Here is a 15,931-nt window from a genome sequence, read left to right as displayed (position 1 = left end):
GCCGGGCGGCCGGGCGCAATGGTCAGGCGATCAACGGCTGGTGTCGGCGGCGATGCGCGGCGTGTCGACCCGGACATCGCCGCATTGCGCCCGGTGCCGAAGGGCGTGGTCCATCAGCACCAGCGCCAGCATCGCTTCGGCGATCGGGGTCGCCCGGATGCCGACGCAGGGGTCGTGGCGGCCGAAGGTCTCCACCTCGACCGGATTGCCGGCCTTGTCGATGGAGCGGCGCGGCGTACGGATGCTCGACGTCGGCTTGATCGCGATCGACACCGTGATGTCCTGGCCGGTCGAGATCCCGCCGAGGATGCCGCCGGCGTTGTTGCCGGCAAAGCCCTGCGGCGTCAGTTCGTCGCCATGCTCGCTGCCGCGCTGTGCAACCGATCGGAAGCCTGCGCCGATCTCGACGCCCTTGACCGCGTTGATGCCCATCATCGCATGGGCGATGTCGGCGTCGAGCTTGTCGTAGATCGGCTCGCCAAGACCGACCGGCACGTTGCTGGCGACGACGTCGATGCGCGCGCCGCAGGAGTCGCCGTCGCGCCGCAGCTGGTCCATGTACTCCTCGAGACGGGGCACGATCCCCGCATTCGCCGCGAAGAACGGGTTGCCCGGCACGTCGTCCCAGGACGCAAACGGAATGGCGATCTCGCCGAGTTGGCTCATGCAGCCCTTGAACACCGTCCCGTACTGCTGTTGCAGCCATTTCCTGGCGATTGCCGCGGCGCCGACGACGGGAGCGGTCAGGCGCGCCGACGAGCGTCCGCCGCCGCGCGGGTCACGGATGCCGTACTTGTGCCAGTAGGTGTAGTCGGCATGGCCGGGACGGAAGGTATCAAGCAGGTTGCCGTAGTCCTTGCTGCGCTGGTCCTGATTGCGGATCAGCAGGGCGATCGGGGTGCCCGTGGTACGGCCCTCGAACACGCCGGACAGGATCTCGACGGTATCCGGCTCCTGGCGCTGGGTCACGTGGCGCGAGGTGCCCGGCCGGCGCCGGTCGAGTTCAGGCTGGATGTCCGCCTCCGACAACGGCATGCCGGGCGGGCATCCGTCCACCACGCAGCCGATGCCGGCGCCGTGCGATTCCCCGAAGGTGGTGACCGTGAAGAGCGTACCGATAGTATTGCCGGACATAGGGATGCGGAGTGGAAGCGAAAGAATAGATTCTAGCGTATTGCCTGCGGTGCAAGAAGCGGCCAGCAGATATCTTTTTCGCAACTCAGCCGCGCGGATGCATGGTTTCTCGTGACGGCGACCGCGGCACCGGCAGCAGCGCGCACATTCGCGCAACGCGCAGGCAGTGCTGCATTGCAAGAGTACGAAATATCGTGCACCATCCATGGCAAAGTTGCTAGCGGCGGGCCCGGCGCAGGCCGGAATACCGTTACCGAATCAGAAACCAACCTATCCGGGCACATGCGACCTGGACGCTGGAGAGCAAAATGACCGGACCCGCAGGGTCCTCCGACGACGATCTCGTATTCCTGGACGAGGCGGCGGGCGCAGGATCTGCCGACACAGACAGGCAGGCCAGCGACGGCTGCGTCTGGCGCGTGCTGATCATCGACGACGATGCGGACGTGCATGCGGCAACCACCTTCGCGCTGCGCGGCGTGGAGATGCAGAACCGGCCGCTGTTCTTCCTGCACGCTTATTCCGCGCAGGAGGCGCGCGAACTGCTGGTGCGCGAGCGCGACATTGCCGTCATCCTGCTTGACGTCGTCATGGAGCAGGACGACGCCGGTCTGCGTCTGGTGCGGCACATCCGCGAGGACCTCGGCCTGTCCGAGGCCCGCATCATCCTGCGCACGGGCCAGCCCGGCTACGCGCCGGAACTCGATGCGATCCGCGATCTCGACATCAACGACTACAAGACCAAATCCGAACTCACGCGCGTCAAGCTCTACACGACGCTGACCGCCGCCATCCGGTCCTACGAACAGATCCGCGCGATCACTGCAAGCCGCCGCGGACTCGACCGCATCGTGCAAGCCAGTACGGAACTGATGGCGCTGCACGGGCTCGACAACTTCGCCGCCGGCGTCCTGTCGCAGGTCGCGCGCCTGCTCGATTGCGAGGCGAATGGGGTGCTCTGCATGCAGGAAGCGGACGCACCGCCGGAAGTGGTGGCCGCCGTCGGCGAGCTGGCGGAGCTGGCGACGTTCGGGCTGGCCCGCGATGCCGCCGGCAGCATCAGCGCCCTGCTTGCGCGGGCACTCGACGAGCGCCGCAGCCTTTACCGAGAGCGCGCGGCGGTTCTGTATTTCGGCGGCGATGCGAGCCGGCGGTTTGCAGCCTATCTCGACACGCGGGCGCCGCTGCCGGAGATCGAGCAGCGCCTGCTCGACGTCTTCTGCCGCAACATTGCGGTAGGCCTCGACAATGTCCTGCTGGTGACCCGCCTGCACAACTCCGCGTTCTACGATCCGCTGACGCGCCTGCCCAACCGCACGCGCCTCAAGGAGCAGCTGGAGGAAGTGCTGGCGCCGGCGCAGCGCCGCGACAACACGCTTGCACTTGTCGACATCGACCACTTCTCGGAAACCAACGACGCGCTCGGCCATCAGTTCGGCGACCTGCTGCTGCTCGGCGTCGCCGCTCGCCTGCAGGCGCAGTTCGGCGAACAGCTGGTGGTGGGACGGGTCGGCGGCGACACCTTCGGCGTGATCGGCGACGCCGCGCTCGTCAATCCGGAAACCCTGCTCGGCATGTTCGACGAACCGTTCAGCATCGATGGGCAGCAGGTGCAGGTATCGGCGACGGCCGGCCTGCTCAGGCTGGCGGAATACGAAGGCAGCCCCGCCGACGCGCTGAAGGATGCCGACATCGCACTCAAGCGCGCCAAGCTGCACCAGCGCGCCGGGCACTTCTACTTCTCCCGCAGCATGGGCGTCGACATCCGGGAACGGGTGCGCCTGATGCACGCCCTGCGGGCAGCGGTGGGCACCCCGGAACTGTTCCTCGTCTACCAGCCGCAGATCGACCTTGCGTCGGGCCGCGCGGTCGGCGCAGAAGCGCTGCTGCGCTGGAAGACGCCGGACGGGACCTTCGTGCCGCCCGACCGGTTCATTCCGATTGCCGAGTTCTCCGGACTGATCTCGGAACTCGGCGCGCGCGTCCTGCGGGAGGCGTGCAGCGAACTGGTGCGGCTGCGCGCGGACGGCCACACCGAGTTCACGATGTCGGTCAACGTCTCGCAGGTGCAATTCCGGGACCCGCATTTTCTCGACATGCTGCGCACCGTGCTGGCCGAGACCGGGGCACCGGCAGAGCGGATCGAGCTTGAGATCACCGAGTCCATCGCGATGGAAGAGCCCGACGCGCTGATCAATCTGCTGGGGCAGATCAAGCAGACCGGGGTCAGCATCGCAATCGACGACTTCGGCACCGGATTCTCCTCGCTCAGCTACCTGCAGCGCCTGCGGGCCGACCGCCTCAAGATCGACCGCAGCTTCGTCACCGAGATCACCGCTTCCGCCCGCGGCAGCAGCATCGCGGAGATGGTGGTGCAGCTGGGCCGCAACCTCGGCCTGTCGGTGGTGGCGGAAGGCGTCGAGGACGAGCGCCAGGCGCAGATCCTGCGCAGTCTCGGCTGCCCTCTTGCGCAAGGCTATCTGTTTGCGCGGCCGATGGCGATCGAGCAGTTGATGGGCTGGCTCAGGGACCGCGGCGCCCGCTGAGCAACTAGGCGGTCTTCCGCCCGCTCCGCATTCAGGAACAGGATGGCTTCAATGCTCAATGGACGCAGTCTGACCCTCCGACAGGCGATTGTCCTCACGGTCGTCCTCGGCCTGCTCGTGCCGGTGCTGCTGTTCAGCGGCTACTCCTGGCTGCGCCAGTACACCGACGGCATCCGGCGCCAGACCCAGGAGATGCTGCAGCAGAACGCCGACATCCTGTCCAATGGCATGCAGGAGCCGCTCTGGAACATCAACCAGGAAAGCGGCAACGCCCTCGTGGAAGCCATGATGCTGCGCAACGAGGACATCGTCCAGATCGAAGTGCGGGACAACGCGCTCGGCTTGTTCGTCGCCGCGCAGCGTCCGAAGCCGGAGGGCGGCTTCGTCGCCGTCACCGAACAGCCGGTCGTATATCGCGGCACCACGATCGGCTCGGTCAAGGTCAGGGTCAGCAGCGCCCGCCTGCGGGAGGCCGTGACCCGCGACCTGCTCGGGTCGATGAGCGGTGTGCTCGCCCAGGCCGCGCTGTCGATTGCGCTGATCCTGATCCTGCTCGAGCGCCGGCTGGTGCGCCCGTTGCAGAAGCTGGGCAGTGGCGCGGAGCGCCTCGCGAGCCGCGAGCTCGAAGTCCCCTTCACCTGGCAGCGACTGGACGAGATCGGCATGCTCGGACGCAGGCTGGAGGACACCCGGGTCAGCCTGCGCCGGCTGTTCGCCGAACTCGACCACAAGAACCAGGAGCTGGAACGCGACATCGACAAGCGCAAGCGCATCGAGCAGGAGCTGCACGAACGGGAGGAGCGCTACCGCGCGCTGGTCGAGCAGAGCCCGATCGCGATCATCGAGTGGGACAGCAGCTTTCGGGTCGCCGAATGGAATGACGCCGCGGAAAAGATCTTCGGCTATCCGCGCGAATACGTGATGGGACGCCACGCCAGCTTCATCGTCGCCGACGGCCGTCAGGACGCCGTCGATTCCCGTTTCCGCAGGATGCTCGAGGAGGGCGGCGACACCCGCCACGTAGCGGCCAACCGGCGCGCCGACCGTCGCATTATCGCCTGCCAATGGAGCCATGCCCGGATCACCGGCGATGCCGGCCGGCCCGATCGGCTGCTGTCGATCGCCGAGGACATTACCGAGAAGCGCCGGGCAGAAGAGGCGCTGTCGCTCTCCGAGGCAAAGTTCGCGACTGCGTTCCAGTCCAACCCCGACTCGGTCTCGCTGTCGCGCATGGCGGACGGCGTGCTCATCGACGTCAACCAGACGTTTGAACGACTCACAGGATACGGCCGCGACGAGATTGTCGGCAGGACCGCGCTCGACCTGCAGCTGTGGGTCGAGATCCCGGGGCGCCGCACGATGCTGCAACAGCTGGCTTCGCACCGCATGGTGCGCAACCATGAATGGAAAATGCGCACCAAGGACGGCCGCCTGCGGCAATGCATGACCAATGCCAGCATGTTCCAGGTGGGCGGCGAGACCTATGTCCTGGCCGTGATCCGCGACATCACCGACCAGCGCCTGCTGGAGGAGCAGAAGGCGGAAGCCGACCGCGCCCTGCTGCGCCTGGCCCAGGGCACGCGCGACATTGCCGGCGAAGCCTTTTTCGAGCTGCTGGTGGCCGACCTCGCCGCCGCCCTGCGCACCGACTGCGCCTTCATCGGCCTGCGCGCACCGTCGTCCCAGGCGTCGATCGTCACCATCGCCACGCACTTGCGCGGCGCGACGGTGCAGAATTTCACCTACGCGACCCACGGCACCCCCTGCCAGCAGACGCTGGATGGGGAGCTATCCGTCTTTCCGGCCGGCGCCCGGCACCTTTTCCCGGCCGACGCGCCGCTCGCCGGGCCCGAGTGGGCGAGCTACGCCGGCGCTCCGCTGCGCGACGCGGCCGGCAATGCGATCGGCGTGCTGGTGGTCATGCATACGGCGCCGCTAGGCAACCCGGACCTAGTCCGCTCCTTGCTTCAGGTGTTCAGCGAACGCGCGTCCGCCGAACTGGAGCGCAAGCGGGCCGAGGAAGAACTGCGCAACAGCGAACAGCGTTTCTCGGCGATCTTCCAGTCGTCGCCGGTGGCGATGTTCGTCTGCCAGCTGAACGGCGACTACCTGATCAGGGACGTGAATCACGCGTTCGAGCGGCTGTTCCAGCACGGCCGGGCCGGCGTGATCGGCAAGTCCACCGTCGAGCTCAAGCTCTATCGCGATCTTGCCGATCGCCAGCAGCTGATTCACGAGCTTGAGCACGGCGGCGTCACCGAGAAGCATCGTGAGGTCTGGATGCGCCGGGGCGACGGCAGCGAGGTCCTGGTGCAGTTTGCCGGCCATACCTTCACGCTGGCGGGCGAACGCTTCGGCATCCTCGCGTGCGCGGACGTCACCGACAAGCGCCGCATCGAGAACGAGATCCTCGAACTGAATGCCCACCTGGAGCAACGGGTCGTCGCCCGGACGGAGGAACTGCAGCAGGCCAACCGCGAGCTCGCCACCACGCTCGAGACCCTGCACGTGGCACAGGAAGAGCTGGTGCGCAACGAGAAGCTGGCGGCGCTCGGCTCGCTGGTGGCCGGTATCGCGCATGAACTCAACACGCCGATTGGCAACAGCCTGATGGTCGCCAGCACCCTTGCCGACCAGACGCGCACGCTGGCGCGCGACTACCGGGGCGATACGCTCAAGCGCTCTTCGCTCGAAGGCTTCATCGACAATGCGGGGACCGCGGGCGAGATCCTGATGCGCAACCTGCAACGCGCAGCCGACCTCGTGACCGGCTTCAAGCAGGTCGCCGTCGACCAGACCACGTCGCAGCGCCGCAAATTCTCGGTCGCCGAGGTGGTGTCGGAGATCATTCTCACGCTGTGGCCCACGCTGAAGAAGACCTCGATCGTCGTGCGCCAGGAGATTCCGTCCGACCTGCGGATGGACAGCTATCCGGGTCCGCTCGGCCAGGTCATCACCAACCTCGTCAACAATGCCCTGCTGCACGCCTTCGAGGGGCGCACGGCCGGCATCGTCACGATCGCCGCGACAGCCGAGCACGGCTGGGTGGAACTCACGGTGCGCGACGACGGCGCGGGCATTCCGGCGTCCGACCTGAACCGCATCTTCGATCCATTCTTCACCACGAAGCTCGGCGCGGGCGGGTCCGGTCTGGGCCTGCATATCACCCACAACATCGTCACCGGCGTGCTCGGCGGCCGTATCCGGGTGCAGAGCGAGATCGGACGGGGCGCCGCCTTCGTTCTTTCGCTGCCGTTGCTCGCACCGTTGCGCCAATCGGAGGACGAGGCGCAGCGGACGCCGGCCTGAACGCAAAGAAAAAAGGCCGGTCATGAGGATGACCGGCCTGACGTTCCCGATGACCGCCCTTGCTACTCGTCCTTTTCCACCGGCCAGTCGCGGATGTAGGCCTTCAGCATCCGGTTCTCGAAGCTCTGCGCCTCCACCACCGCCTTGGCCACGTCGTAGAACGAAATCACGCCGTACAGGGTCTTGGCATTGACTACCGGGACGTAGCGCGCGTGACGTTCGAGCATCAGCCGGCGCACCTCATTGATTTCGGTCTCCGGCGTGATCGTGATCGGGTGGTCATCCATGTGCTTGCGCACGGTGTCGGTCCCGATGCTGCCCTTGTTCGCGTACAGGGTCTTGATCACTTCGCGGAAGGTCAGCATGCCGACCAGTTCCCCGAACTCCATCACGACCAGCGACCCGATGTCCTTTTCCGCCATCGTATCGGCAGCGACCGCCATCGGCGTATCAGGCGTCACGGTATAAAGGATGTCGCCCTTTACCTGCAGGATTTCGGAGACTTTCATAGGTATTTCCCGGGGAAGAATTGTCGTTTCAGCTTTTGAAATGTAGCGTAAGCGGGTTGAAAAATCCAGCGCGCCGCCGTCGTCGCGGGGGCAACCGATCGTATATTCGATGCTAGGATGACGGCACTGCCGACCCACTGACAAAGAACAAGCTCCGGAGGAGACATCAATGAGCGACCCCCACTATCCCGGGTTCGACACGCTTGCGCTGCATGCCGGCGCTGCGCCGGACCCGGCCACCGGCGCCCGCGCGACGCCCATCTACCTGACCACCTCATTCGTGTTCAAGGATTCCGACCATGCGGCGTCGCTGTTCAACATGGAGCGCGCCGGCCATGTGTATAGCCGCATCTCCAACCCGACCAACGCGGTGCTGGAAGAACGCATCGCGGCGCTGGAAGGCGGCGTCGCGGGCATCGCCACCGCCAGCGGCCAGGCGGCGATGCACCTCGGTTTGTCCACGATTGCGGGCGCGGGCTCGCATGTGGTGGCTTCGCGTGCGCTCTACGGCGGCTCGCACAACCTGCTCGCCTACACGATGAAACGTTTTGGCGTCGAGACCACCTTCGTCGACCCGCGCGACCTGGATGCATGGCGCAATGCGATCCGGCCGAACACGCGGCTGCTGTTCGGCGAGACGCTCGGCAATCCCGGTCTCGACGTGCTCAATATCCCCGAGGTTGCCGCCATCGCCCATGAACGGCACCTGCCGCTGATGGTCGACGCGACCTTTACCACGCCCTACCTGCTGCGGCCCTTCGACCATGGCGCCGACCTCGTCTTCCATTCCGCCACCAAGTTCCTGTGCGGGCATGGCACCGCGATCGGCGGCCTGCTGGTGGACGGGGGAACGTTCGACTGGCAACGCGCCTATGAAGCGACCGGACACTTCGGCGAACTGTGCGAGCCGTACGACGGTTTTCACGGCATGGTGTTCGCGGAGGAATCGACCGTTGCCCCGTTCTCGCTGCGCGCCCGGCGCGAGGGCCTGCGCGATTTCGGCGCGGTGATGAGCCCCCACAATGCGTTCGCCATTCTGCAGGGCATCGAGACCCTGGGCCTGCGCATGGAACGGCACGTCGCCAATACCCGCAAGGTCGTCGAGTTCCTCGCTGCGCATCCGGCGGTGGAATCGATCGCCTATCCGGAGCTGCCGTCGCACCCGGACCATGCGCTTGCGGCCAGGCTGCTGCCGCGTGGCTGCGGCGCCGTTTTCTCGTTCAGCATCAAGGGCGATCGCGCTGCCGGCCGACGCTTCGTCGAGTCACTGAAGATCTTTTCCCATCTCGCCAATGTGGGCGACGCCAAGTCGCTGGTCATTCATCCCGCGTCGACGACCCATTTCCGGGTGCCGCCGGAGCAACTGGCCGCCGCCGGCATTGCGGAGGGAACCATGCGCCTTTCGGTGGGCCTGGAGGATCCGGACGACCTGATCGAAGACCTGGAACGCGGCCTGAAGGCCGCCGGGAAAGGAGCCTGACATGCTGCTCAAGGTACATGGCGAGGATGTCTATTGCTACACGGGCGGCAAGCCTTTCGATGCGGGCCTGCCGACCATCGTGTTCTTGCATGGCGCGCAGAACGACCATTCGGTCTGGATCCTGCAGACCCGCTACTTCGCGCACCACGGCTTTGGCGTACTGGCGGTCGATCTGCCCGGTCACGGCCGCAGCAAGGGCGCGCCGCTGGCCACGGTGGAAGAAATGGCGGACTGGCTGCTCGCGACCCTCGACGCAGCGGGGATCGGCCGGGGCATTGTCGCGGGGCACAGCATGGGCTCGCTGATTGCGCTCGAGACCGCCTGCCGGGCGCCGCAGAGGGTAGCGGCGCTGGCCCTGCTCGGTACCGCCTGGCCGATGAAGGTCTCGCCGGCGCTGCTGGAGGCGTCGCTTCACCGCGAGCAGTCGGCAATCGACATGGTCAACATCTGGTCGCACAGCACGATGTCGCACAAGCCGTCCAGCCCGGGCCCGGGTTTTTCGGTCATGGGTGGCAGCCGGCGACTGATGCAGCATGTTGCAGCGCGCAATACGGCGCCGGTATTCCATACCGACTTCAGTGCGTGCAATGCCTATGCCGGCGGGGATACGGCGGCTGCCTCGGTCAGCTGCCCTACCCTTTTCCTGCTGGGCCGGCGGGATCAGATGACGCCACCCAAGGCCGCGTCGCGGCTGACCGGCGCGATTCCGCACGCGGAGGTGAGCTTCATCGAGGATTGCGGCCACCAGATGATGGCGGAACAGCCGGACGCAGTCCTGGACCGGCTGTACGGTTTTTGCGCCCGGGTTGCATCCGCGATCCGCGGCGAGTAATCTGAAGTACCGGCAACATCAGGAGAGCGCCATGGCAGAAGCAATGAAGAAGGAGTACGCGTCGTTCGCCGAGTTCTACCCGGTCTATCTCGCCGAGCATGCCAATCGCACCTGCAGGGAACTGCACTTCGTCGGGTCCACCCTGGCGCTGTTCTGCCTCGGTGCGCTGCTGCTGACCGGCAATTTCTGGTGGCTGCTCGCGGCGCTGCTCAGCGGATACGGCTTTGCCTGGATCGGTCACTTCGCCTTCGAGAAGAACCAGCCGGCGACCTTCAAGCACCCGCTCTATTCCTTTATGGGGGACTGGGTGATGTACTGGCAGATGCTTACCGGCCAGGCGTCGTTCTGACCCCTTCCGCGTGTAACGCGGCCGCCCGGCCGCGCACCTGCCCGGTGGCGAAATGGCTGGCAAGGCTCTGGTCGAGGCCCTGTTCGACGGCCGCTTCCACCTGCCTGGCCAGGGCGGCATTGCCCGCGGTATTGAAGACGAAAAGCCGGTAGACGTCGGCCAGGGTGAGCTGCGCCGGGTTGGCCAGCAGTGTCCAGGTATCGCCTTCGCGGCCGCCTGGCTTGCCGAATTGCAGCCGCCGCTGTCCATCCTGGCGTATTCGCCCCACCCAGCCCGCATCCAGCATTTTCTCGAGCAGGACTTCCGACTCCTCGAAACCCATCCGCGTCAAGGACCGCAGTGCGCGCGCGTCGACCGCCGCCGTCGGACCGTGCGCCCGCTGTTCATACAGGACGCGCAGGATCGCCATCGCATCGATGAACGCGCTGCCCGGCGTCGGCTGATGCCACCAGCGCTCGTATTTCACCACGGGCAAGGCTGCCGCAAGCACTGCGCCGATCAGGGCGATCAGCCACGAAACATAGATCCACAGCAGGAACAGCGGCAGCGCGGCCACGGCGCCGTAGACCACCCGGTACGCCGGCACGTTGGTGATGAAGACGACGAAGATGCGCTTGGCCGCCTCGAAGGCGACCGCGGCGAGCAGGCCGCCGCAGGCGGCGTCCCGCCAGTCGACGGAACGATGTGGCACGGCCATGTACAACAGGGTGAACGCGCCCGTGGTCAGCAACACCGACAGCACGGTATAGGCAAGTGCGGCTGCCACTGGAAAGCGGTTGGTGAGCCAGGTGGTCGCGGCGAACAGGTCGGAGGTGAAGGTGATCGACGCACCGATCAGCAGCGGGCCGAGGGTCATGATCGCCCAGTAGATCATCAGGCGTTGCCAGAACGGGCGCACGGTCTTCACGCGCCAGATCTGGTTGAAGGCGCGGTCGATCGTCAGCATCATCACCAGCGCTGTCAGGACCAGGGCCGTGGCGCCAAGCGCTGAAAGGCGGCTGGCCTTGCTGGCGAACTGGTTGAGATTGCCGAGGATGGTATTGGCGATCGCCTTTGGCATCAGGCTCTTGATGAAGTACGCCTCCAGCGAGGCCCTGAAGGTATTGAACAGCGGAAAAGTCGTGAAGATCGCGAATGCGATGGTCAGGAGCGGCACCAGGGCAAGAACGGTGGTGAAGGTCAGGCTGCCGGCCACCTGCGGCAGGCGCTCTTCGTTGAGCCGCTGCCGTGCAAACCGGAATAGCCCGCGTACATCTTCGACGGGGAAGTTACGAAAGAGCGCGAGATTGAACGGGAACATGCGGCAGATGGTCTGTAACGGCAATGGGCGCCGCTGCTGGGCGGCCGTAAAAGCCCCCTATAATACCAAGCATGAAACAGGCCGACCTCTCCATCCTCATCCTCTATTACTCCCGGCAGGGCTCCACCCGCAAGATCGCCGAACTGCTCGCGCAAGGCGTGGAAAGCGTCAGCGGCTGCGAAGCGCGCCTCCGCACGGTGCCGCCGGTATCGACCGTGGCCGAAGCGACGGCGCCGGCCATTCCTGCCGACGGGGCGCCCTACGTCGAGCCAAGCGACCTGGAAGAATGCGCCGGCCTGGCACTCGGCTCTCCCACCCGCTTCGGCAACATGGCGGCGCCGCTCAAGTATTTCCTCGACGGCACCTCGGCGCAGTGGCTTTCCGGTGCGCTGGCAGGCAAACCCGCCTGCGTGTTCACCTCCACCGGCAGCCTGCACGGCGGCCAGGAGGCCACGCTGCTTTCGATGATGGTGCCGCTGCTGCATCATGGCATGCTGCTGCTCGGCCTGCCCTATACCCAGCCCGCCCTGATGACGACCTCGACCGGCGGCACCCCCTACGGCGCCAGCCACTGGTCCGGCCCGAACGGCGACCGTCCGCTGTCCGACGACAGCCGCGCGCTTTCGGTCGCGCTCGGCAAGCGCCTGGCGGAAGCCGCGGTGCGGCTGAGGGGACAGTGATGGAGCCCCGCCGTCGATCGTTCCTCTACTTCGGCGCGGCCGGCAGCCTGGTCGCCCTGATCCTGCTGTGCGTCGCCTGGGAGCTCTTCCTTGCGCCGCTGCGTCCCGGCGGTTCGTGGCTGGTGCTCAAGGTCATCCCGCTGCTGCTGCCGCTGCGCGGCGTGCTCAAGCGCGACATCTACACCATGCAGTGGTCGTCCCTGCTGATCCTGCTCTACCTGGCCGAAGGCCTCGTGCGCGCCACCAGCGACCGCGGCTTCTCGGCGACGCTGGGGTGGGTCGAGACCGGCATCGGCTGCGTTTTCTTCGCCTGCATCCTGCTCTTCCTGCGCCCCTACAAGCAGGCCGCCAAGAAACTGGCGCAGCAGGCGATACAAAAAGCTTCCAAATGAGGGTTTCCCCATGAGCGCATTCCTTGACGCCTGCCGCGCCGTCGTCGGCGCCGCCAACGTCCTTACCGGCCCCGACATGGCCGGCTACCTGACCGACTGGCGGCGGCGCTTCACTGGCGCCGCCCAGGCCGTGGTCCGCCCGGGCAGCACGCGCGAAGTCGCCGCCGTGGTGCGTCTTTGCCAGGAGCACAGGGTGCCCGTCGTGCCCCAGGGCGGCAATACCGGGCTGGTGCTGGGCAGCGTGCCCGACGAGAGCGGCACCGCCATCGTGCTGTCGCTGGCCCGCATGAACCGTATCCTCGCCGTCGATACCATCAACAATACGATGACGGTCGAAGCCGGCTGCATCCTGGAGCAGGTGCAGAACGCCGCTGCCGACGCCGGGCGCCTGTTCCCGCTGTCGCTGGCCGCCGAGGGCAGCTGCACGATCGGCGGCAATCTCGCCACCAATGCCGGCGGCACTGCCGTCCTGCGCTATGGGAATACGCGGGAGCTGTGCCTGGGCCTGGAAGTGGTGACCCCGCACGGAGAGATCTGGGATGGGCTGCGCGGCCTGCGCAAGGACAACACCGGCTACGACCTGCGCAACCTGTACATCGGTGCCGAGGGCACGCTGGGGATCATCACGACATGCGTGCTCAAGCTGTTCCCGCAGCCGCAGGCCAGGCTCACCGCACTGGCGGCCATGGGCAGCCCCGACGACGCCCTGGCGCTGCTGTCGGCGGCGCAGGAAAAGTGCGGCGCGACGCTGACCGCCTTTGAACTGATGTCCGACTTCTGCCTGCAGCTCGTCACGAAGCACTATCCGCAGATGCGCCTGCCGTTTCCGACGCCATATCCGCAGTACGTGCTGCTGGAGCTGTCGGACAGCGAGTCGGAAGCGCATGCGAACGCCATGCTCGAGGCACTGATCGCCGACGCCCTTGAGCGCGAGCTGATCCAGGACGCCGTGGTGGCGTCATCCATTGCCCAGTCGAAGGCGCTCTGGAACCTGCGCGAACACATTCCGCTCGCGCAGGCGGACGAAGGAAAGAACATCAAGCATGACGTCTCGGTGCCGATCTCGCGCATCGGCGACTTCATCCGCAGCACCGACGTCCTGGTGCGGCAGGCATTCCCCGGCGCGCGGCTGGTCACCTTCGGCCACCTCGGCGACGGCAACCTGCACTACAACGTCTCCCCGCCCGAGGGAGGATCGCCGGACGCCTTCATCGCCCGCCAGGAAGAGATCAACCGGGTCGTGCATGACAGCGTCCACCAGTACAGCGGCTCGATCTCGGCCGAACACGGCCTCGGCGCCCTCAAGCGCGACGAGATCCGCCGCTACAAGTCCGACGTCGAGCTCGGCCTGATGCGCGCCCTGAAACAGGCCCTGGATCCACTCGGGCTAATGAACCCGGGCAAAGTAATTTGAGCGCCGCCCTCCTGCGGGGCCTCATGCTGGCCGTGCTCGTCGCCTGCGGTACAGCGGCCCATGCCGTGATCAAGTGCCAGGACGGCGAAACGACCGCCTACGGCGATGCCCCCTGCCCCGGGGGCACCCGGCTGAAGCTGGAGAATCAGCCTGCGCCTCCACGCGACGCAGCCAAACGCCTCGAGCAGGAAAAAAAGGAAGTGCGCGAGATGCAGCGCAGCCGCCGCCACCGCGAAGCCCGCATCGACAAGGAACAGCAGCGTGCGGCCCGCTCGGCCGCCGTCGTCGAACGACGCTGCACACGCCTTGCCCGCGAACTGCGCTGGGCGGAACAGGACGCCGCCGCAGCCGCCGGCAAGCGCGCTGCCCGGGCAAGGCTCAAGGCGGTGCGGGCAAACGAGACCTACGAGGAAACCTGCCGCCATCGGGCGGGGCTGAAGATTGGTACCGGGGGCTAGGTAAAGAGGGTGGCCTGCCCAACAGGAGTCGAACCTGTGACCTACGGCTTAGAAGGCCGTTGCTCTATCCAGCTGAGCTATGGGCAGTGGGGGAAAGCCTTGGATGACGCATGGGGAGCGACGCGTTGCAATCGCAGCGCCGTCTCCCCTGCGGTCCGACACGGCGCGAGCCTTTGCCGGAGCCTACGGATGTTACATTGATTGCCGCGTGCTTTCAATGTCCGCCGTCGGACCCGCGACCAGCGTCACTGGCCGGCGTCTCCGGCAGCATCTTGAACACCGCGTCGTCCTTCGTCGCTGCGCGGTAGTGTATCGCCGCCTTGTCGAAGATGTTGACGCCTGCGAATACCAGCACATCACCCAGCTTCGGGACGAACGTGAGCTGATTGTCATCCTCGCTCAGGCGATAGCCGACCGTCTGGAAGCGCTGCCGCACATGCGGAAAATTCGCCTGCACCATGGTCAGCTCGTTGTCGTCGCGTGGATAGGGCTTGGCCACATCGGCAAGCATGGTGCGCACTGCCTTGTCCAGATTGTCCTGCAGGGTGCTTTTCAAGGCGCCGCCGTCCTGGTCCAGCCAGCCGCCGTCGCCCAGCATCGGCCGCAGCTGCGCCGAGGATGCGATATAGCGCGTGGTCCAGAGCGGCTTGCTGTCGGCGCCAAGCATGACGGCTTTCAGCACCACGAACGGCCGCACCTGCGTGTCGGAGACGAAGGACAGGACGGCCGCCGGCGTCACAACTAGCCGCACACTGCCCTGAGCACGCTCCTGCGTATAGCGGCCGCCGTAGCCCCCGGCCGCGAGCACCCTGGCGACCGAGGCGTCGAATGCATCGTGCAGCTTGATCTTGAGGATACTCTCGGCATCCTTGACGGTGTCGGCACCTGCGCCAGCATTTGCGGCATGGGCAACGGCTACGCCGACGACGCCGAACAGCAGGCCAGCCATGTGGCCCTTCTGGTGGCCGGAGATGATGATGTCGCTCTCGGGCACCCGGTATGTTCCGATCGGGAGATCGGTCCAGCCCGACAACTCCTCGCCCGACGCCTTGACCGTCACCGCCGCCTGTTGCGCTGGCGCCGCCTTGGTGTATTCAAAGCTTGCGCAACCGCTCAATAGCGTCGCTGCCGCGACGACAACCACCGCCCACATCCTGCCCTGCCCTGCCATCATGCTTGTCTCCCTGTTGGTCGACACCGGCTACGCCCGCCGGCGTCTGTTATGAATGCTTGAGGGAACAAATCATAGCAAGCACGGAGTGCGCGCAGCGACAAATACTTACGGATTATGCAGAACCGGTCGTCAGTCGCCGGCATAGAGTGCGCCGGGGAGGTGAAGGAGATATCGAGACACCGCGGTCTTGCTACCTCATTGGTCGACAAGACTTCGCGAAGCGTCTGAGCAGCCTCGCCAAAAGTAAGCGGGGCAGCACCTCACCTTCCTCGAACGCGTTCCTTACGCAGTCGCAATAAATGCGGATTATTCCTGATTGCAACTTGCCCACCAATTCTGTTACCAACTATGTGG

13 protein-coding genes and 1 tRNA gene are annotated in these 15,931 nt (G+C 66.0%); 9 read left to right on the top strand and 5 right to left on the bottom strand.

The features are described from left to right. Positions 1 to 30: 30 nt before the first annotated feature. Positions 31 to 1,134, bottom strand: coding sequence for a chorismate synthase (gene aroC, locus VIM12_RS06705; RefSeq protein ID WP_331940842.1), 1,104 nt, complete (start codon positions 1,132 to 1,134; stop codon positions 31 to 33). Positions 1,135 to 1,442: 308 nt separating this feature from the next. On the opposite strand from aroC, the gene VIM12_RS06700 reads away from it, so the two are divergent. Further along, entirely contained in the window at positions 1,443 to 3,680 is a 2,238-nt protein-coding gene (locus VIM12_RS06700; RefSeq protein WP_331940841.1) for a putative bifunctional diguanylate cyclase/phosphodiesterase, read from the top strand. 42 nt (positions 3,681 to 3,722) lie between these two features. Beyond that, entirely contained in the window at positions 3,723 to 6,989 is a 3,267-nt protein-coding gene (locus VIM12_RS06695) for a PAS domain S-box protein (protein WP_331940840.1), read from the top strand. 62 nt (positions 6,990 to 7,051) lie between these two features. Here VIM12_RS06695 and VIM12_RS06690 read toward each other — a convergent pair whose 3' ends face one another. Next, positions 7,052 to 7,498, bottom strand: coding sequence for a CBS domain-containing protein (locus tag VIM12_RS06690; RefSeq protein ID WP_331940839.1), 447 nt, complete (start codon positions 7,496 to 7,498; stop codon positions 7,052 to 7,054). A 169-nt stretch (positions 7,499 to 7,667) separates the two neighbouring features. Between VIM12_RS06690 and VIM12_RS06685 the strand changes: the two genes are divergently transcribed. The 3 genes from VIM12_RS06685 to VIM12_RS06675 are packed head-to-tail and all read left to right on the top strand — an operon-like array spanning position 7,668 to position 10,159. Continuing rightward, positions 7,668 to 8,978: an O-acetylhomoserine aminocarboxypropyltransferase gene (locus VIM12_RS06685; RefSeq protein WP_331940838.1), complete on the top strand. Its 1,311-nt coding sequence runs from the start codon at positions 7,668 to 7,670 to the stop codon at positions 8,976 to 8,978. Position 8,979: 1 nt separating this feature from the next. Further along, on the top strand, positions 8,980 to 9,810 hold the full coding sequence (locus VIM12_RS06680; protein ID WP_331940837.1) for an alpha/beta hydrolase: 831 nt from the start codon (positions 8,980 to 8,982) through the stop codon (positions 9,808 to 9,810). Between the two features lie 31 nt (positions 9,811 to 9,841). Continuing rightward, entirely contained in the window at positions 9,842 to 10,159 is a 318-nt protein-coding gene (locus VIM12_RS06675) for a DUF962 domain-containing protein (RefSeq protein WP_331940836.1), read from the top strand. Here VIM12_RS06675 and VIM12_RS06670 read toward each other — a convergent pair. Then, positions 10,137 to 11,459 carry a YihY family inner membrane protein gene (locus VIM12_RS06670; RefSeq protein WP_414691762.1) on the bottom strand — a complete coding sequence of 441 codons (1,323 nt, stop codon included), beginning with the start codon at positions 11,457 to 11,459 and terminating at the stop codon, positions 10,137 to 10,139. The genes VIM12_RS06675 and VIM12_RS06670 overlap by 23 nt on opposite strands. 71 nt (positions 11,460 to 11,530) lie before the next feature. On the opposite strand from VIM12_RS06670, the gene wrbA reads away from it, so the two are divergent. From wrbA to VIM12_RS06650, 4 genes are read left to right on the top strand one after another with little or no spacing between them, the layout of a single operon-like run. Continuing rightward, entirely contained in the window at positions 11,531 to 12,139 is a 609-nt protein-coding gene (gene wrbA, locus VIM12_RS06665; RefSeq protein ID WP_331940833.1) for an NAD(P)H:quinone oxidoreductase, read from the top strand. Then, positions 12,139 to 12,531 carry a DUF2069 domain-containing protein gene (locus tag VIM12_RS06660; RefSeq protein ID WP_331940831.1) on the top strand — a complete coding sequence of 131 codons (393 nt, stop codon included), beginning with the start codon at positions 12,139 to 12,141 and terminating at the stop codon, positions 12,529 to 12,531. The genes wrbA and VIM12_RS06660 overlap by 1 nt, the downstream gene beginning before the upstream one ends. A 10-nt stretch (positions 12,532 to 12,541) precedes the next feature. After that, positions 12,542 to 13,945, top strand: coding sequence for an FAD-binding oxidoreductase (locus tag VIM12_RS06655; RefSeq protein ID WP_331940830.1), 1,404 nt, complete (start codon positions 12,542 to 12,544; stop codon positions 13,943 to 13,945). Continuing rightward, positions 13,942 to 14,403, top strand: a complete 462-nt coding sequence (locus tag VIM12_RS06650) for a hypothetical protein (protein WP_331940829.1) — start codon at positions 13,942 to 13,944, stop codon at positions 14,401 to 14,403. The genes VIM12_RS06655 and VIM12_RS06650 overlap by 4 nt, the downstream gene beginning before the upstream one ends. Positions 14,404 to 14,413: 10 nt before the next feature. Here VIM12_RS06650 and VIM12_RS06645 read toward each other — a convergent pair. Both VIM12_RS06645 and VIM12_RS06640 read right to left on the bottom strand, forming a co-directional pair. After that, a tRNA-Arg gene (locus tag VIM12_RS06645) sits at positions 14,414 to 14,490 on the bottom strand. Positions 14,491 to 14,617: 127 nt separating this feature from the next. After that, entirely contained in the window at positions 14,618 to 15,577 is a 960-nt protein-coding gene (locus tag VIM12_RS06640) for a hypothetical protein (RefSeq protein ID WP_331940828.1), read from the bottom strand. Positions 15,578 to 15,931 lie beyond the last annotated feature (354 nt).

Source organism: Noviherbaspirillum sp. (assembly GCF_036563305.1).
Classification (GTDB): domain Bacteria; phylum Pseudomonadota; class Gammaproteobacteria; order Burkholderiales; family Burkholderiaceae_D; genus Noviherbaspirillum.
This window is presented reverse-complemented; position numbering and strand designations above follow the sequence as displayed.